The 17,927-nt window shown below is 64.1% G+C and carries 16 protein-coding genes; 8 read left to right on the top strand and 8 right to left on the bottom strand.

The annotated features are described in order from the left end of the window. Positions 1-61: 61 nt before the first annotated feature. The 3 genes from BLP76_RS03745 to BLP76_RS03735 all read right to left on the bottom strand — a co-directional run bounded on the left by BLP76_RS03745 (position 62) and on the right by BLP76_RS03735 (position 2,514). Positions 62-1,384 (bottom strand): TRAP transporter large permease, encoded by a 1,323-nt coding sequence (locus BLP76_RS03745; RefSeq protein ID WP_092809634.1) that lies wholly within the window; start codon positions 1,382-1,384, stop codon positions 62-64. Further along, a complete protein-coding gene (locus BLP76_RS03740; protein ID WP_092809632.1) occupies positions 1,381-2,010 on the bottom strand; it encodes a TRAP transporter small permease in 630 nt (209 codons plus the stop codon). The genes BLP76_RS03745 and BLP76_RS03740 overlap by 4 nt, the downstream gene beginning before the upstream one ends. A gap of 87 nt (positions 2,011-2,097) precedes the next feature. Continuing rightward, positions 2,098-2,514 carry a GFA family protein gene (locus tag BLP76_RS03735; RefSeq protein ID WP_170130390.1) on the bottom strand — a complete coding sequence of 139 codons (417 nt, stop codon included), beginning with the start codon at positions 2,512-2,514 and terminating at the stop codon, positions 2,098-2,100. Between the two features lie 213 nt (positions 2,515-2,727). Between BLP76_RS03735 and BLP76_RS03730 the strand changes: the two genes are divergently transcribed. The 5 genes from BLP76_RS03730 to BLP76_RS03710 all read left to right on the top strand — a co-directional run bounded on the left by BLP76_RS03730 (position 2,728) and on the right by BLP76_RS03710 (position 8,804). After that, complete coding sequence (locus BLP76_RS03730) at positions 2,728-3,441, top strand: tetratricopeptide repeat protein (protein WP_170130391.1); 714 nt, start codon at positions 2,728-2,730, stop codon at positions 3,439-3,441. Between the two features lie 199 nt (positions 3,442-3,640). Then, complete coding sequence (locus BLP76_RS03725) at positions 3,641-4,900, top strand: sarcosine oxidase subunit beta family protein (protein ID WP_092810132.1); 1,260 nt, start codon at positions 3,641-3,643, stop codon at positions 4,898-4,900. A gap of 37 nt (positions 4,901-4,937) precedes the next feature. After that, positions 4,938-5,207 carry a sarcosine oxidase subunit delta gene (locus BLP76_RS03720; protein WP_092809626.1) on the top strand — a complete coding sequence of 90 codons (270 nt, stop codon included), beginning with the start codon at positions 4,938-4,940 and terminating at the stop codon, positions 5,205-5,207. Further along, on the top strand, positions 5,207-8,206 hold the full coding sequence (locus tag BLP76_RS03715; RefSeq protein WP_092809623.1) for a sarcosine oxidase subunit alpha family protein: 3,000 nt from the start codon (positions 5,207-5,209) through the stop codon (positions 8,204-8,206). The genes BLP76_RS03720 and BLP76_RS03715 overlap by 1 nt, the downstream gene beginning before the upstream one ends. Beyond that, complete coding sequence (locus tag BLP76_RS03710) at positions 8,199-8,804, top strand: sarcosine oxidase subunit gamma (RefSeq protein ID WP_092809621.1); 606 nt, start codon at positions 8,199-8,201, stop codon at positions 8,802-8,804. Before BLP76_RS03715 ends, BLP76_RS03710 begins: the two co-directional genes overlap by 8 nt. A 128-nt stretch (positions 8,805-8,932) precedes the next feature. On the opposite strand, the gene BLP76_RS03705 is transcribed toward BLP76_RS03710, so the two are convergent. Together BLP76_RS03705 and BLP76_RS03700 are read right to left on the bottom strand one after the other, a co-directional pair. Next, a complete protein-coding gene (locus BLP76_RS03705) occupies positions 8,933-10,111 on the bottom strand; it encodes an iron-containing alcohol dehydrogenase (RefSeq protein ID WP_170130392.1) in 1,179 nt (392 codons plus the stop codon). Between the two features lie 323 nt (positions 10,112-10,434). Further along, entirely contained in the window at positions 10,435-12,162 is a 1,728-nt protein-coding gene (locus BLP76_RS03700) for an ABC transporter substrate-binding protein (RefSeq protein WP_092809617.1), read from the bottom strand. Positions 12,163-12,559: 397 nt separating this feature from the next. Here BLP76_RS03700 and BLP76_RS03695 point away from each other — a divergent pair, with 397 nt between their 5' ends. Further along, positions 12,560-13,174, top strand: coding sequence for a YitT family protein (locus BLP76_RS03695; RefSeq protein ID WP_092809614.1), 615 nt, complete (start codon positions 12,560-12,562; stop codon positions 13,172-13,174). Here BLP76_RS03695 and BLP76_RS03690 read toward each other — a convergent pair whose 3' ends face one another. Together BLP76_RS03690 and BLP76_RS03685 are read right to left on the bottom strand one after the other, a co-directional pair. Then, on the bottom strand, positions 13,175-14,275 hold the full coding sequence (locus BLP76_RS03690) for a ribonuclease T2 family protein (protein ID WP_092809612.1): 1,101 nt from the start codon (positions 14,273-14,275) through the stop codon (positions 13,175-13,177). A 141-nt stretch (positions 14,276-14,416) separates the two neighbouring features. Next, entirely contained in the window at positions 14,417-14,896 is a 480-nt protein-coding gene (locus BLP76_RS03685; protein WP_092809610.1) for a DUF992 domain-containing protein, read from the bottom strand. A 184-nt stretch (positions 14,897-15,080) separates the two neighbouring features. Between BLP76_RS03685 and bmt the strand changes: the two genes are divergently transcribed. Further along, the gene (gene bmt, locus BLP76_RS03680) at positions 15,081-16,085 is read left to right on the top strand and encodes a betaine--homocysteine S-methyltransferase (protein WP_092809608.1); all 1,005 of its coding nucleotides are present in this window, start codon (positions 15,081-15,083) and stop codon (positions 16,083-16,085) included. A 107-nt stretch (positions 16,086-16,192) separates the two neighbouring features. Here the strand turns inward: bmt and BLP76_RS03675 are convergent, their stop codons facing one another. Further along, entirely contained in the window at positions 16,193-16,696 is a 504-nt protein-coding gene (locus tag BLP76_RS03675; protein ID WP_092809606.1) for an invasion associated locus B family protein, read from the bottom strand. A gap of 306 nt (positions 16,697-17,002) precedes the next feature. Here BLP76_RS03675 and coxB point away from each other — a divergent pair, with 306 nt between their 5' ends. Continuing rightward, a complete protein-coding gene (coxB, locus tag BLP76_RS03670; RefSeq protein ID WP_092810130.1) occupies positions 17,003-17,926 on the top strand; it encodes a cytochrome c oxidase subunit II in 924 nt (307 codons plus the stop codon). The last annotated feature ends 1 nt before the right edge of the window (position 17,927 follow it).

The following is a 17,927-nucleotide window of genomic DNA, read 5'->3' as shown; positions in this document are numbered from 1 at the left end:
CCCGCGAATTCGGGGATCGCGCGGCGGCGCCCCCTCCCACATATGGTTGTCGTTTTTCGTCTCAATAGAGAATTCGAAGCATAACGAGGGTGATCGAAGGGAAGGCAACTAAAATTATTATGCGCAAAATGTCGCTGGCGACAAAGGGGATGACGCCACGGAAAGTGGCGCTCATTGGAACATCTTCTGACAATGAGTTGATCACGAATAGGTTCATGCCAACCGGCGGCGTGATCAGCCCGACCTCTACGACGATCAAGACTAAGATACCGAACCAGATAGCGAATTCCTCTGGGCCGAGGCCGAAATCGAGACCACTCACGAGCGGAAAGAAGATCGGGATGGTGAGGAGGATCATCGACAGCGAATCCATCACGCATCCGAAAGCGAGGTAGCAAAGCAGGATCGCGGCAAGCACCGTCCACGGATCGAGCCCCGCCTCCATCACGCTTTGCGCGAGCTCCTGCGGCAGTTGCGAGAAGGCAAGGAAGGTGTTGAAGACGGCCGCGCCGAAAACGATGAAAAAGATCATGGCGGTGGCGACCGCCGTCTCCAACAGCGCCTCGATCAGGGCGCGAGGACCGAGGGCACCGTTCGCGAGCGCGATGAGGCCCGTGCCCAGGGCGCCGACGGCCGCCCCTTCCGTCGGCGTAAAAATGCCGAGATAGATGCCCCCGATCACGGCAATGAAAACGACAAGGACTGGCCAGACGGCGATGAGCGCGGCGACCCTCTCCTCCCGATCGGCCTTGTCGCGACGCCCCGCCGCGTCCGGCCGCAGGCGCACATAGACGGCGATCGCAAGCATATAGCCAAGTGCCGCAAGCACCCCTGGCAGGACGGCGGCGAGAAAGAGCTTGGCGATGTTCTGCTCCGTCAAGATGGCATAGATGACGAGGATGACGGAGGGCGGGATGAGGATGCCGAGCGTGCCGCCGGCGGCAAGGCAGCCGGTCGAGAGCGCCCCCGAATAGCCGAAGCGGCGCATCTCCGGGATCGCGACCTTGGCCATGGTGGCAGCCGTCGCAAGGGAAGAGCCGCAGATCGCCCCGAAGCCGGCGCAGGCGCCGACCGCCGCCATAGCGACGCCGCCCTTGCGGTGGCCGAGCAGCGCGGCCGCCGCATCGAAGAGCTGCCGCGACATGCCTCCACGCGTCGCGAACTGCCCCATCAGAAGAAAGAGCGGCACGATCGACAGCGAATAGCTCGAAAAGCTCTCGTAAGTGAGCGATTTGAGCTGCGCCAGAAGCGGCGTCCAGGAACCGTTGACGAGGACGTTGCCGACGAGGCCGACGACGAGCATCGCAAGGCCGATCGGCATGCGCAGAAAAATGAGAAGCAGGAGGACGGCGAAGGACCAGCCGCCAAGCGCCACATCGCTCACTCGCCGGACTCCGTGCCGCGCGGGTGCAGACCCGCCTGCTCGCCTGTCGTCAGCGTCTCGTTCAAGGAGCGCCAGACGGTGTAGGCGGAGACGCCGGCGAACATCCAGACGCCGGCGAGAGAGGCCGCATAGGGCCACCAGATCGGAAATTGCAGGATGAAGGTCGTCTCCGAGTAGAGCCTCTTGTCCTGCATGCCGAGGCCCAGGCGCCAGGCGAGCAGGCAGGCGACCGCCGTCATGACGAGATTGGACGCGAACGCGCAGCCCGCCATGCCGCGCGGCCCGAAGCGTTCGGCCACGAGGTCGACGGTGACGTGGCCGCGGCGAAACTGGCACCAGGGCAGGAAGGAGAAGACGGCGAAGGCAACACCCGCTTCCACGAGCTCGAAATCGCCCGGGACAGGCCCGAGCCCAAAGGGCACCAGGGCCCGGCCCGCGATCGAAACGACGGTCATCACCGTCAAAACGACGAGGACGAGACCGCCGACAATAGCAAGAGCGGCGCAGAGCCCACCGACGAGGCGGCCGACGCGCGCTTCGGCTTCGGGAAAAATCCCTCCGCTCACGATGTCGTCATGCCTTCCCTCTCTCCCGGCGGCGCTTTGCGGCAGCTTGCGCGCGACCATGCCATTCTGCCGCGCGCGCCGGAAGAGGCTCGGCGCCGCTATTCAGTGCTTGTTCCCGTCGGGCTTGTTCGGGCACTGAGCTCGAGCTCAGGCATCCGGCGGCTCCTTTCGGGAGCCATGATGATGGGGAAGGTCCGGATCCACGACCCCCCATGGCAGGGCGTCATCAAGCCAGCTCTCGCGCTCAGGCGGGAAATCCTCCGCATGGTCGAGTGTGACGAGATTGACCTCGATCACGTCCGGATCATGATCGCTCTCATAGGTGAGCGACGTGCCGCAGCGGCCGCAGAATCCGCGCTGAACGCCCGGCGAAGAATGATAGATGACGCGCTCGCCCGCCGAAAAGGTCACATCTTCGCGGGCGAAGAGCGCCCAGGGGACGGCGGCTGCCCCGGCCGCCATCCGGCAGGAGCGACAATGGCAATTGGTGGTGGCGCTCGGCGGCCGCGTCGCGCGGTAACGCGTCCGCCCGCACAGGCAGCCGCCCTCGATCGCTTCGTCCATTTTATTCTCCATCACCCGCACGTCACACCATAGGGTGACATCGCCTGCGGCAGGGTCAATCGGAGCGCTACGCTTCACCAAGTCGTGTTCGCAGATGGCTGCTCGATCGGCGAAGGTCGGGAGCTGGTCGCGCACGCCGCCACGGCTATCTATCTTATGATGGGGGGCCGAGCCGCATTGCCATGTTCTGGAACACACGAGGACACGACGCCGATGGCTTCCCCCGCGATCCCGACTGACCCCGCTAGCCGACCCACATACGTCCGTCCCGACCTTTTCCCGACGCTGCGCTCACGCCGCGCCCTCCGCAGCTTCGCTCTCGTTCTGACGCTCGCTCTTTCGGCGGCCCTCACCCCGCCCGCTCCGGCCCGGGCGGCAGGCGAAACCGACGACCGGCATCTCTCCGCCTCCGAACGGAAGGCGGAACTCTCCCGTTTCTACGATGAGCTCAAAGACGCCAAGACGGAAATGGAGGGCCGGCGCATCGAAAACCTGATCTGGCAGACCTGGATGATCGGTCCATCTCCGGCGATTTCGCAGATGATGCAGCAGGCGCTCACCGCCCGCCGCGTTGCCGATTACGACAAGGCGACGGCGATCCTCGATGACGTGATCGCCCGGGCACCCGATTACGCCGAAGCCTGGAATCAGCGCGCCACCTTGCGCTTTCTCCAAGGTGATCTCGACGGCTCGCTTGAAGACATCGACCGCGTCATGGAGCTCGAGCCCAAGCACTTCGCGGCACTCTCCGGACGCGGCCTCATCCTCCTGCATCAGGGGCGCACGCGGCTTGCCCACAAGGCGTTGCGCGAAGCCGTCGCCATCAATCCCTGGCTCAGAGAGCGTTCGCTGCTTCCAGCAACGCCGGATGGCGATGGGCCAGCAGACAAACACGATGAGAGAGACACCGGCGGTCGCGACATCTGAGTTTTCCCCCGTCGCCCACAGCTTCCGCAAGCTCCTCAACGTTCAACAAAAACGCAGGACGGTACCGGCCGGGCGGCAATCTGTCGGTGGAGAAAACCGCTCCCGACGCTTTCGAAACGCGGCCGATTGAGTCAAAGCTTTAACCTTGTTGGAGGGGGCCCTCTCCAAAAGCGTGCGGCAACAGCCCGGATCAATGGCGATGGCGGAATATTCGGCCCTGCGGGTCCTGACCCAGGGCATTACGGGAAATCGCGGCTGGCGTCCGGCGTGGCGCAAGGCGGAGCCGAAGCCACGCTATGACGCCATCATCGTCGGCGGTGGCGGCCACGGGCTCGCCACAGCCTTCTATCTCGCCAAGAACCACAAGCTCACCAATATCGCGGTCGTCGAGCGCGGCTGGATCGGCCAGGGCAATGTCGGGCGCAACCAGACGATCGTGCGCTCCAATTACCTCCTGCCGGAGAACCATCGCTTCTACGAGTGGAGCCTGAAATTGTGGGAGGGCCTGTCGCAGGAGCTCAACTACAATGTCATGTTCTCGCAGCGCGGCGTCCTCAATCTCGCGCATTCGCCGGAACAGCTCGACCGCTTCGCAGAGCGCGGCAATGCGCTCAGGCTCGCCGGCATCGATGCGGAGCTCGTCTCCCGCGAAGGCGTGTCGCGGCTCTGCCCGGGCCTCGACATCTCACCCGGCGCACGTTTCCCAGTCATTGGCGGGCTTCTGCAAAAACGCGGCGGCACCGCCCGTCACGACGCCGTCGCCTGGGGCTATGCGCGCGCTGCCGATCGCCTCGGCGTCGACATCATCGAGAACACGCCCGTCACCGGCTTCATCAAGGAGGCGGGCAAGGTCGTCGGCGTGGAGACACCACACGGACAGATCAAGGCGGCCAAGGTCGGCGTCTCCGTCGCCGGCATGACATCCGACGTGATGCGGCTTGCCGGCGTCGACAATCTGCCGATCGAAAGCCATCTTTTGCAGGCCTTCGTTACCGAGCCGGTGAAGCCGCTCATCCACACGGTCGTCGCCTATGGCTGCGGGAACATGTATGTCACGCAATCCGACAAGGGCGGCCTCGTCTTCGGCGGCGGTCTCGATCTCTACAATTCCTACGCCCAGCGCGGCAATCTGCCGGCCGTCCACGAGATGACGGAGCAGCTTCTGGCGCTCTTCCCGAATGTCTCGCGCCTCAAGCTCCTGCGCTCCTGGGGCGGCATCATGGACATGTCGATGGACGGCAGCCCGATCATCGACAAGGGTCCTCTGCCCGGCCTCTACCTCGATTGCGGCTGGTGCTATGGCGGCTTCAAGGCGACACCCGCGGCCGGCTGGTGCTTTGCCCACACAATCGCCAATGACGAGCCGCACCCGCTCAACGCCGCCTACCGGCTCGACCGCTTCAAGGACGGCCGGACGATCGACGAGGCCGGCGTCGGCCCAACCCCGAGATTGCATTGATGCGCCGCCCTCTCTCAACGCGGCGCGGGAGCGTGCCATGCTGATCCCATGTCCCGTCTGCGGGCTGCGCGATGTCGGCGAATTCACCTATTGGGGCGATGCGGGCGTGAAGCGCCCATCGCACCGTGAAAAAGAAGCCGGACCGTGGGTGCCCTACGTCTATGAGCGCAAGAATTTGCGCGGCAAACACGAGGAAATCTGGCAGCACGAACATGGCTGCCGGCAGTTCCTGATCGCGACCCGCAACACCGAGACGCATGAAGTGCTGGACGCCAAACTCGCCGGCCCGTTTGGGGGAGACGAGTGATGGCGGGCTTTCGCACAGACACATTCGGCACACGCATCGACCGCGACAAGCCGCTTCGCTTCACCTTCGACGGCAAGCCGGTAGAGGCGTTTTCCGGCGACACGATCGCGTCCGCACTTCTCGCCTCCGGCCGCTCGATCGTCGCGCGCTCGTTCAAATATCACCGCCCGCGCGGCGTCTTCGCCGTCGGCAGTGAAGAGCCGAACGCGCTGGTGACGGCCGGCACGGGCGGCGAGACGGAGCCCAACGTGCAGGCGACGACCCGGCTCGTCTCCGATGGGCTCGTCGTTAGCGGGCAGAACGCCTACCCCTCCGTCGACCGTGATCTCGGCGCCATCAACCAGATCCTCGCGCCGTTCTTCGGCGCCGGCTTCTACTACAAGACCTTCATGGGGCCGATGAAGCGCTCCTGGATGTGGTACGAGCCGTCGATCCGCGCCGCTGCCGGCATGGGCCGCGCGAGCCTGTCACCCGACCCGGCGCGCTACGAACGCGCCAACGCCTTTGCCGATCTTCTCGTCGTCGGCGGCGGCCCGGCCGGACTTGCCGCGGCGCTGACGGCGGGGCGCGTCGGCGCCCGCGTTCTCATCGCCGATGAAGGACACGTCTTGGGCGGCGCGATCGATCTCGACGACGCACGCATCAACGGCACGGCGGCGCTCGACTGGGCGAAGGAAGCGGCGGACGAGCTCGACGCCATGCCCAATGTGCGCGTCCTGCGGCAGACCGCTGTCTGGGGTTATTACGACGCCAACGTGCTCGCGGCCTTTGAGGATTGCAGCGCCGGCGGGCTCACACGGGCGCGCCACTGGCGGCTGCAGGCCCGCCAGGTCGTGCTCGCGACAGGCTCCTACGAGCGTCCGATCGTCTTTGCCGGCAACGACCGGCCGGGCGTGATGCTCGTCTCGGCGGCGCTTGCCTATGCACGCCGCTTCGGCGTCATGGTCGGCCGGCAGGCGGTTCTCTTCTGCAACAACGATCAGGCATGGCTCAATGCGGCCGCCCTTGTCGAAGAGGGGCTGCAGATCGCCGCCATCGTCGATCCGCGCGAGGACTTGCCGGCTGAGCTGACGCAACCGCTCGAACAAGCGGGCGCGCGCCTTCTCACAGGCCATGTCGTCCTCGCGGCGCAAGGCAAGAAGCAGGTCGAAAAAGCCGTCATCATGGCCGCCGATGGCAGCGGCGAGACGGTCACGATCGAGTGCGACGCGCTGCTTGTTTCCGGCGGCACAAACCCCGTCATCAATCTTGCGAGCCAGGCCGGCGGCGCCCCCACCTGGAACGCAGACGTCGCCGCCTTCGTGCCGGGCACCCAGCGCGAGGCCTGGGTGCCCGCCGGCGCGATGATCGGCGCGGCGCGCCTCGGCGAAGTTCTGAAACAAGGCGCGGTCGCGGGTCAGGCCTCCTGCGAATTCCTCGGCCTGCGCTGCCCACTCCCCTCCTTCAAGGTGGACAGCCGCGGCGGCAATCTGCGCGCCTCGGTGGAGGATGGCGGGCTCAAACCCCTGTTTGAGGTGAAAGCCCCGGCAGGTCGTCGCTTCGGCAAATTCGACAAGGCCTTCGTCGACCTTCAGCACGATGTCACCGCGGAGGATATCCGGCTTGCCGCGCGCGAAGGCTTTGAGAGCCCGGAGCATGTAAAGCGCTACACCACGCTCGGCATGGCGAACGATCAGGGCAAGACCTCGAACGTCACCGGCCTTGCCATTCTGGCGGAGGCTCGCGAGGTGCCGATGTCCGAGGCCGGCACGACGCGCTTCCGCCCGCCTTTCGTACCCGTGCCGCTCGGCACCCTCGCCGGACGCGCCCGCGGTGCGCAGATGCGCCCGGTGCGGCGTTCGCCGCTGCATGCCACGCATGCCGCAGCCGGAGCGCCGATGGCAGCCTCAGGCTTGTGGATGGAGCCCCGCGCCTATCCGCGGCCCGGTGAAGCCGCGGAGAAGGCCGCATTGCGCGAGGCCGCGCATGTGCGCGAAGCGGTCGGCATCGCCGATATTTCACCCACCGGCAAAATCGACGTCGCGGGGCCCGATGCGGCGGCCTTCCTCGACCGCGTCTATACCAACCTCTTCTCCAACCTGACGACCGGGCAGACGCGTTATGGCGTCATGCTGCGCGAGGATGGGCTGATCTTCGCGGACGGCACGGCCTTGCGTCTCTCCAAGGACCATTTCCTGCTGATCACTCAGGCCGCGAAGGCGGAGAGGGTGGTGACGCATCTGGAATATCTTCTCGCCATCGCCTGGCCGGATCTGCGCGTTACCGTGACCTCCGTCACTGAGCAATATGCCGGCATCGCCGTTTCTGGCCCGAAATCGCGCACGCTCGTCAGCCGCATCGTCGACGGCCGCGACATGGACAATCGCGCCTTCCCGTACCGGGACGTGCATCGTGCCGCCGTCAGCGGCCTTCCCGTCGTCGTGGCGCGGCTCTCCTCATCCGGGGAGGACGGCTACGAGATCTATATCGGCGCCGATCACGGCGTCTTCCTGTGGAAGCGTCTTCTGGAGACGGGAAAGGATCTCGGCGTCCTGCCCTATGGCATTGAGGCGACGGATATTCTGCGCATCGAAAAGGGCTATCCCGGCGCGGCGGAGTTCGACGGGCGGCAGAGTCTCGAGGATTTCGGCATGGAAAAGATCCTGTCGAAAAAGAAGAACTGCGTCGGCCGGCCGCTCGCCTTGCGCGAGGCGCTGACCTCGCAAGACCGCCTGCAGCTCGTCGGCCTCCAGGCGCTCGAAGGGGCGGCGGTCCAGGCCGGCGCGCATCTCGTCAAAGGCGAAAGTGCGGAAAAACCGGGCGAGTCCGAAGGCCACATCACCTCGGCGACCTACAGCCCGGCGATGAAGAGCCATATCGCTTTGGCGTTCCTGCGCGGCGGACGGGAGCGGCACGAAGAGGTTCTCTACGCGGCCGACCCATTGCGCGGGACACATAACCGGGTGCGGGTCGTGGACCCGCAATTCTACGATCCCGACGGGAGCCGCTCCAATGGCTGAGGAAACCAACACCGCCAAAAAGCCGGTGCCGATCGAACGGCAATCGGCGCTTCACGCATTGGCACGCGCCAAGCCGGCGACGTCTGCGACCCTCACGCTCACCGAATTTCGCCCGGCGGTCATCGTGCAGATGCAGGCCTGGCTTTCCAGCGCGATCGACTTCGCCAATGCGTTGTCGGACGTGACCGAGCTGCCGATGCCCGACAACGGCATGTTCGTCGACAATGCCCATGGCATGCTCGTGTCGCTCGGCGTCGGCCGGCTGATGCTGTTGAGCGATACCGACGGCATCGCCGACCAGCTCAAGAAGGCGATCGGCCGATCCGGCACGCTGACCGATCTCAGCCACGGCTTCAGCATCGTGCGCCTGGCCGGAGCGCAAGCGGCGAACCTCCTCGCCCATGGCATCGCGCTCGATTTCGACGCGCTGCCGCCGGGCGGCGCCGCCCAGACCAAGATGGCAGCCTTCGACGTCCTCGTGCTGCGCCAGGCGGACGATTGCTTCGACATTGCGATCGCGCGCAGCTACGGCGAGGCCATGGTCGACTGGCTCGTCGATGCCGGCAAGGCCTGGGACCTCACCCTCAGCGCAAAGTGACGCGCGGGCGTCTGCTGCGCCTCTGACGCATCATGAAATGCGTTTTAAAGACCGTGAAAACCGTCGCGAAACATTCGTCGTGCTCCTTTGTCAGCAATGGTGCAGGATGAAACTGAACTTGGCTTCTGTCACGCTGCGTTTCGGGCCGCCTTCTGAAGCACTCTTGCGGCCAGCTGCGGCAGGTCGCGATCGCCGATGAAGCGGGTGTTCGCCTCCAACATCGGGGCATTTTCTTCGGCACCCATACGCGCAACGAGCGCTTCGACGGAAATGCCGGACAAAGCCGGTGGATCGAGCGACAGGCCGATCTCGGCGCAAAGGGCCCGAAAGGCCGGCGCAAAGGCCTCTGGCTTTCGTTCACTCCCCATGGCCTCGGCGACCGCAGCGAAACCCTCCGGATTTCCTTCCACCGCCCAATCCGCGGTCGCCGCCATGCCGATGGCGACCGCAAGACCGTGCGTGATCGGCGCGAGGGTGCCCAGCGCATAGCCGATATTGTGGGCAAGCCCGGTTCCCGTTTTCTCGATCGCGATCCCGGCCAAGGCCGCACCCTGCATCATGCCGGCACGGGCCGCGAGATTGTCGGGCTCGCGCGTCACAACAGGCAGATTCTCGCAAATGAGCCAGATGGCGGAGAGCGCAGCCGCCTGGCTTTCGCGGCTCGCCCGACGGCCCGTCGCCGCTTCCACCGCATGCACCAGGGCATCAATGCCGGTTGTCGCCGTCGCACATCCCGGCAGCGTGCAGACGAGTTCGGGATCGAGAAGCACGAGCGCGGGCATCAGCTCCGGCGCGCGGTACCAATATTTGCTGCCGTCACTGGCCAGAAGATCGGCCGTCGCGGTGAACTCGGCACCGCTGCCGGAGGTCGTCGGCATGGCGATCAAAGGAACGGCCTTGGCGGCAAACGGCATCTCCGCCATGCGGTGGCGCGTCACCTCGCCCGGATTGGCGAGCATCGCCGCAGTGATCTTCCCGAGATCGATCGCTGAGCCGCCACCAAGCGCGATGACGAGCTTCGTCCAGGCGCCGGACCCCGCGGCAACGGTGTCTGCCACCTGAGCCTCCGTCGGCTCGCCGGAGACCTCGTCATAGATCGCGAGCTGATGGCCGGCGCCCAGGAGCGCCTCTTCGAGGCAGAGAATATGGCCGTGCGGACGCAGGCCGGCATCGGCGACCAGCAGGACGTTCGTAGCCTCGCCGGCAAGCGCCGATACGTTCTGCGCGATGCGCGTCGCACGTCCCTGGCCGAAGGCGACCGGAATGTCAGCAAAATCGGCGACCTGATTCATCGTAGTTCCCAGCATTGGTGCCCCTCCCATCGTCGTCTGATGCGACATTTTGGCAGGATAACACTGCAATCCTCATTTCGGGAGCATCGATGCGGCCCTCACGCCGCGCTGCTGCAAGTCACGGCGGGAACGGCGTTCGGCTGCTCGTTCAAACCCTTCGAAGGCGGCCGCATAGCGCAGATTGGCATCGCAGGCACCGCGGCATTCGATGCCGAGATGCGCCTTCAGCGCATGGCAGATCTCAGCGGACCTGAGAAATGCACGCGCGACGTGAGGCGGGAGCAGCCCGCACCCGCCGCCTCAGGGGCCCACCGCCTGTGCCCGCCCCCTTCAGGGCCTCAATGCTCGATCCAGACCTTGTTGAACTGATGGTACTGGCTCGGATGCGCGGGATAGCCGTGCACTTTCTTGGAGGAGATCGTGTAGACCGGGCGGAAGATCGGCTGGACCATGACCGCATCGTCCTGAAGGATCTTCTCCACCTTCTCCATGGCCGCCTTGCGCTTTTGCGCATCCAGGATCGTTTCCGCCTCGTCGAGCGCGGCATCGAATTCCGGATTGGAATAATGCGTCTCGTTCCAAGGCACACCGGTTCGGTAGCCGAGCGACAGAGCCATGGTGCCGAGCGGGCGGTGCGTCCATTGCGTCGCGCCGAAGGGCGTGTCCTTCCAGATCTCCCAGTATTTCGTCGTCGCCATGATGTTGATGTTCAAGGTGATGCTGGCTTCCTTCACCTGATCGCGGACGATTTCGCAGACCGTCTGCTGCCACGGGCCGTCGGTCTTGCCGCAAGCCACGGTGACTTCGAGGTTCTCCTGCCCTGCCTCGGCGAGGAGAACTTTCGCAGCCTCGACGTCGCGCTCGAGCTTCGGCAGCGGAAAATATTCCGGATGGATCGGCGAGACATGGTGGTTCCAGCCGACATCGCCGCTCTCAGGGAAAACCTGCGGAAGCATCGCGGCATTGTCACAGGCTTTGACGAATGCCTGGCGCACTCTCTTGTCGGTCCACGGCTCCTGATCGACCTGGAAGCGCAGGCAGAGTGTCTGTGCCGTACGGGTGGAAAGAATATTGCCGTCGAGCGCCTGCGCGAGCTCCATCTGCTCGACGCCGAATTCAAAGATCGCGTCGATATCGCCGGAGGCAAAGGAGGTGAGCTGCGTGTCTTCCGGCACATCGTAGTAGTGGATCTCATCGAGAAACACCGCTCCACCCCAGTACTGGAACGGCTTCTCGTCGATCTCGCGCACGCGCTTCAGGATGCAGCGCTGGCCGACCACAAGCTCTGCCAGACCAAACGGGCCTGTGCCGATCGGATTGTCCGAAAAAGGCGCCTTGAAGCTCGGATGCACGATGGCCGTCGGGTAATTGTACATGTCCTCCGGGAAGGAGAGCACAGGCCGCGACAGCTTGAATCGGATGGTGTGGTCGTCGACCACCTCCACGGCATCCTCGCGCAGCCTCTTCACGCGCTTCGGCGGACCATCCTCATCCTCGTCCTTTTCGTCGGATTCCACCTCCTCGAGCATGGCCGCGATCGAGGCGAGCCCGAGATTGGAGGAGCCGAGCGCCGGATCGCACCAGCGCTCGACGTTGAAGCGGATATGATCGGCGATAAGCTCCTCGCCGTTGTGCCAGCGCACACCGCGACGAAGGTAAAACGTCCATTCGGTCAGATCGTCGGAGACTTCCCAACTTTCCGCCAGCATCGGGTGGGTGACGTTGTCCGCCGTCGTATAGGCGAGATATTCGAGAATATGCCGGGTCTGGTTGGATGCCTCCGTCCAGGCATAGGTGGCCGGATCGTCCATTTTCTGGACCTGCATGCCAACCTTGAGGATGCCGCCTTCCTGCGGGTCGTCGTCCGGGCTCTGAAAGGGCACGTTGCCGATCGTCTGCGCATAGACCGGGGTCGGCAGGCCTGCCATGGCGTAAGCGGCGGCCGCCGACATTCCCGTCAAGGCGGCGATGCGGATGAAGGCGCGCCGGCTCAGGCGGCCACGCGTCATCAGCTCCTGCGCTTCCAAAGCCTTGGGGTGGGGCCGCATCTCGGTCTCACGCGTCATGACAATGCTCACTCTCTCTCCGCCTGGGCGGCACATAACCCTCGGGCGACGACGCCCGGCAAAAGCTCGCCGGACGGCAACTGGCCATCCCAACGAGCAAAACTCTTCCTGGACAGCAAATTTAGCATGGCTGTGACGGGAATCACCTAGCTCGCCATGACAGTCGTCAAGTTACGGGCAAGGCACGGCCGCAATGGGGCGTTTCGGCGCGAAAGGTTCTTGCTCGCTTCACGCATCACGTCTAGCGCAAAAACTTGCATCCTTGCCCCGCAACGGATGAGGAACTCGTACCGGAAGAGGCCGGACGGAAGAGGCCGCAACGGACCGGCACGTCGCTTGCTTGACCGAGAGAGCGGAACCGACCTCCCCTGCCTCGAAACAAGGCTCAGAACCTCATATGACCGATCAGCCTCCAGCCCATAAGCACCGGCTCTACGAAGACGCTCTGGCGCTCCTCATCGGTACGCTGCTCGTTGCGCTCGGTCTTTCGATCTATTCGACAGCGACACTCCTGACGGGCTCCACCGCAGGCATCTCGCTTCTCATCCAATATGCGACGGGGATTCCGTTTCCGATCGCCTTCTTCGTCGTCAACCTGCCGTTTTATGCGCTCGCCGTCGGGCGCATGGGATGGCGCTTCACCATCGCCACCTTCATCGCGGTGGGCCTCGTCTCCTTGTTTGCGCGCATGACGCCGCTATGGATCGAACTTGGCGAGATCAACTCGATCTACGCCGCGATCATGGGCGGCATCCTCATCGGCACGGGGCTTCTGGCGCTCTTCCGCCACCGCGCTGGGCTCGGGGGCGTCAACATCCTATCGGTCTATCTGCAGGACAATTACGGGCTGCGGGCGGGCTATGTGCAGCTTGCCATCGACGCGACGATCATGGTCGTCGCGCTGTTCGTCGTCGATGCCGATCGCGTGCTCCTGTCGCTGCTTGGCGCAGCCGTGCTCAACTTCATCCTCGCCATCAACCATCGGCCGGGGCGGTATGTCGGCGTGAGCTGATCATTCCACTTTGACGATCAGACCATTGGGACAGCTCTCGTCCCGGCTCGAGGTCGCAGCAGGCGGAGCCGCTTGAATCAGCTTTGCGAGATCCGGCTTCTCATCGATGTGGCCCGTGAGCGAGATCCTCAATTCGGTGATGTCGCCGGTCCCCTCATCGCAGCGCACGATGACGCGCTGGCCCGCGCCCTCGCCGAAAGAGTGATCGAAGGCGTCCTCGATCTCATCGCGCGACAGCTTCTTGCCGGCATTTCGAGCAAACAATTCCCAGACCCGTGAATTGTTGAGCTGCGCCATCAGCAAGAGGGATTCGCCATAATATTCGTTCGGGTCGGAATCCCAGTCGTCGCCCGTCACGTCGTCCTCGTAACAGGTGCCGTGCTTGCTCCATTCGTGGCGATGCAGCCCGGATTGAACGCCCGGCATGACCACGGCAAGGGCTGCCAGGAGATCCGGATCGAGCTCTATCGTCTCCGCCGGAGGCCGGTTCTGCGTACAGGCGACGGCAGGGCCCGGGTCGCAATAGCAGGGATAGATCGCCTTGTCGGAGAGATCGTCCGGCCACAGACCGTGCAGCGAGAAATGCAGGGCATCGAAGCGCCCAGGCCGCAGAAGCCGGCATTCCGGCTTGTCCTGTCCGGCCTTGGTCTTGCAAAAGCCCGGCTGCCAGGACGCCGCCAGCACATATCCGAGACTGTCGGGGGCAAAGCCGCTTTTCGCCTGTGCGGGCGTCTCCTCTCCCGCGGTCGTGTCTTTTGCGCTCTCAGTCGCGCCTGTTTGAGGCAGAGGCGCACTGACAAGCGCCGTCTCGGGCGCGAAAACTCCGCAATCCATCGGCACCCAGCGCGCCTCGCTCTCCGGCGCGCCCGGCACCTCGACGCGGTAATGCGTTCCCGGCGTATCGTTGCGCGCCAGCATTTTATAGGCACGCATAACCTCAAGCCGGATGGCGCCCGGATTGTCGCTCGCCTTTTTCTGCGTTGCCTCGCAGGCGTTCAAGGCGATGAAATATCCCTTGAGATCGACCTGCTGGGCGAGTGCCGGCCGGCCCATACCCAGGCCCAGGCACACGAGCGCAAAAAGCACGACGATCTTCCGCATGGTCCGTCCCCGGCGCGTCTCATCTCTGCCACCGCCTCAGCATAGGACGCGGCAGATGTCAGCCCCGTGAAGCGTCGCAGTGGACATGACAAGGCCGCCGGGAACGATCCCCGGCGGCCTCGAAAAACCCGGCGTAAAAGATTACTGGATCAGCGGACGCAGCGTGAACGACTGGAACCCGACTGCGAGGTTCAGGCCCTTCTGCGCCTGCACGCTGACCGGCTGCAGGGTGATGCTTTTCTCAGAACCGCCGACCAGAACATTGGCACCGACACCGCCGCCGACCGTCGCCTCGACGCCGACACCAGCATAATCACCGGCGAGCGCACCTTGCGTGTAGTTGTAGCCCGTCGGAGCGAAAACGAGCCATTTGATGAAGCTCTCCTGAGTGACGCCGACGTCGAGACCGAACTTCTTCACCGTGCCGGCATAGGTCTCCTTCTGGCTGCCATCCGTCGGCGTATAGGCACAGGTAAGATTCTTGGTCGAGCCGATGATGAAACCGCCGCCACCTTCGACGACGCAATCGAGCGAGCCGATTTCCACGCCATCCTGCGCAAGAGCGGCCGTCGGCATGGCGAGACCAGCAGCGATCGCCAGCGTTGTCAGAATCTTCTTCATTGATGAAATTCTCCTTGGGATGCGGCGCCGCCGGAGGGCGCCCGTCGCTGCGCCAACGCAGGCCGGCCCGCACCGTTCCAGAGCGATTTGAGACCCAACACGGGATCAAATATGGCGGGGCGCCCCTTGCCGATGACGGGCGGAGGTGTTTCATGCGGTCCGCAAAGCAAGCGTGAGATCGAAGATGGCGAAACTGCAAGAGCTTCTTGCCCGCAAAGACGTCCTCATGGCGGACGGCGCGACCGGCACAAACCTCTTTCAGATGGGGCTGACGGCCGGCGATCCGCCGGAATTGTGGAACGCGGACCATCCCGACCGGATCCGCAAGCTGCATGACGGCTTCCTCGGCGCGGGCTCCGACATCATTCTCACCAATACCTTTGGTGCCAATCGCTTCCGGATGAAGCTGCACAATGCCCAGGACCGCGTCTTCGAGCTCAACAAGCTCGCGGCCGAGATCGCGCGCGAAGCCGCTGATGCGACCGGCCGCGAGATCGTCGTGGCGGGCTCGATGGGGCCGACAGGCGAGCTTTTCACGCCGCTCGGCGAGCTGACGATGGACGTGGCGATCGAAGCCTTCACGGAGCAGGCCAAGGGGCTGAAGGCAGGCGGCGCCGATATCTGCTGGATCGAGACGATGTCGTCCGTCGAAGAGATCCGCGCTGCGGCCGAAGGCGCCATCAATGCCGGCATGCCCTATACGGCGACGGCAAGCTTCGACACGGCCGGACGCACCATGATGGGGCTGAAGCCCGAAGATCTCGCGAAGGTCTTCGACGGCCTGTCACAGGCGCCGGAGGCTTTCGGAGCCAATTGCGGCGTGGGAGCCTCGGATCTTCTCGTCTCCGTTCTCGCCATGGAGGCACAGAAGAACGGCTTCACGGTGATCGCCAAGGCCAATTGCGGCATCCCGCAGGTGAAGGGCGACCATGTGCATTATTCCGGCACGCCGGAATTGATGGCGAGCTACACCCATCTCGCCATGGATGCCGGCGCACGCATCGTCGGCGGCTGCTGCGGCACCACGCCGGAGCATCTCGTCGCGATCCGCACGGCCATCGACAGCCACAATCGCGGCGAGCGGCCGGACCGCGCCCGTATCGAAGAGCTGATCGGTCCGCTGGTCGCTCCGCCGCGTGCGGAAGGCGGGGAAGGCCGGAAACGCACGGGCCGGCGCGAACGCGCCTGACGTCGCTCCGCTCTCGGATCACACAAAAAAGGCGTCGCTTAGAGCGACGCCGCAATCACCGTTTGAGCCCGCCGCACCTGTCGGCGGCCTCCGGAAATCATAGAGCTTCAGGGAAGCTCGGCGTAGCCGTCCTTGAAGCCGGCAAGCGCGATCGGAATGCCGATCCCCTCCTCCGGCGTCTGAAAGATGATGAACGTCGCGTTCTTGCCGTTCTCCATCTTTTTCAACAGATCATCGTCCATGATGACCTCGGCCACGCAGCCATTGGGCAGGCAGCGCACGAAACCGGCAGAGCCCAGATCATCGTCATCGATCCTGAGACCAAGTCCTCGCGGCAGAAGCACGCCGAGCGGCGCCAGCACACGCAGGATACGGGCCTGCTTGTCGGCGGTCTTCAGCACGATCACCGTGAGGCCGACATTCGGCCGATCCTCGGCGGTGACGAACTGCATCACGACGCATTGCTCGTTCTGTGCGCCAGGAGGCGTGTCGCAACGCACCTCCCAGTCACCATGCTTGGATTTGACGGTGCCCTGAGCTTCGGCCGCGGCCGGAAGCAAGACGGCAGCCCCAAGAACAAGGGCGGACAGCAGGAAAGCGGGAAAGCGCAACTGAGATCAACCTTCTCAAGGTGGCGGGCCCCGACCGCCGGTTCCGAATCGGGATTGAGCGGTACCAGACCGCCGATGGCCATTCAAGAAATGGCTGCGCGCAGCATCGCCTCTTGAGCCGCAGGCCAAAATGCCGCACATGATGGCGAAAATGCCGCAGATGTGCGGAAGTTGGCCTCCTTGGCGCTGACGGAGTTTAGGTCTGTTCCAAACAAACCTTGCAGCCGAGGCCGTTTCTTGCACTGGCTGATGAACGGACCCCGCCTAGATGGTCTTTCTGTGGCGGAGAAAGATGAAGAGGTGTTCATGAGAGCTCTGGCTCGAACTTTCGGCGCATTGTCGGCGCTTTTCGCCCTCGGTTCACAGGCGCTGGCACAGGCGGTCGACAGCGGACCATTCAATTGGCAGGTCAATCTGCAGGAAGCGGCAAGCGAAGTCGCACAATATGTCGACTGGTTCGCCTGGTACACGCTCGCCATCATGCTGGCGGTCTGCGTCTTCGTCTTCGGGTTGATGGCCTGGTGCGCCGTCCGCTTCAACGCCAAGCGCAATCCCGAGCCCGCCCGCTTCGCCCATAACACCACGGTCGAAGTTTTATGGACGGTGTTGCCGGTTCTGATCCTCGTTTTGATCGCCGTGCCGTCCTTCCGGCTCCTCTACGGCCAGTTCGACCCTTCCAAGATCTACTCCGAATACAATCCTGAGACGGACAAGTTTCTCACCGTCAAAGTCACCGGCCACCAATGGTACTGGGGCTACGAATATGGCGTCGACGATGACAGCAAGTCGAACGGCATCACCGACGAGATCAGCTTTCAGGCCTTCATGATCCCGGATGAGGATCTGCCGGAGAACGGGCTGCGCAACCTCTCCGTCGACAACCCCGTGGTGGTGCCTGTCGACACTTTTGTGCGCGTGCAGGTGACGTCGGCCGACGTCATTCACTCCTTCGCCATGCCGCCCTTCGGCATCAAGATCGATGCGGTGCCGGGACGCCTCAACGAGACCTACTTCAAGGCCAACCGCGAAGGCCTCTTCTACGGCCAGTGTTCGGAACTCTGCGGCAAGGATCACGCCTTCATGCCGATCGCCATGCGCGTCGTCTCGAAGGATCAATTCCAGCAATGGGCGAGCCAGGCTTCGGATGACATCGAGGGGGCCAACCAGTCTCTCGCCCAGGCGATCCAGCAGGAAAAGCAGAACAACGACGACAAAGTGGCGCTGCGCTGAG

The sequence above is a fragment of the Afifella marina DSM 2698 genome, assembly GCF_900102695.1.
GTDB lineage: Bacteria > Pseudomonadota > Alphaproteobacteria > Rhizobiales > Afifellaceae > Afifella > Afifella marina.
Note: the sequence above shows the minus strand (reverse complement) of the source record. Positions and strands in the feature narration are given on the sequence as shown.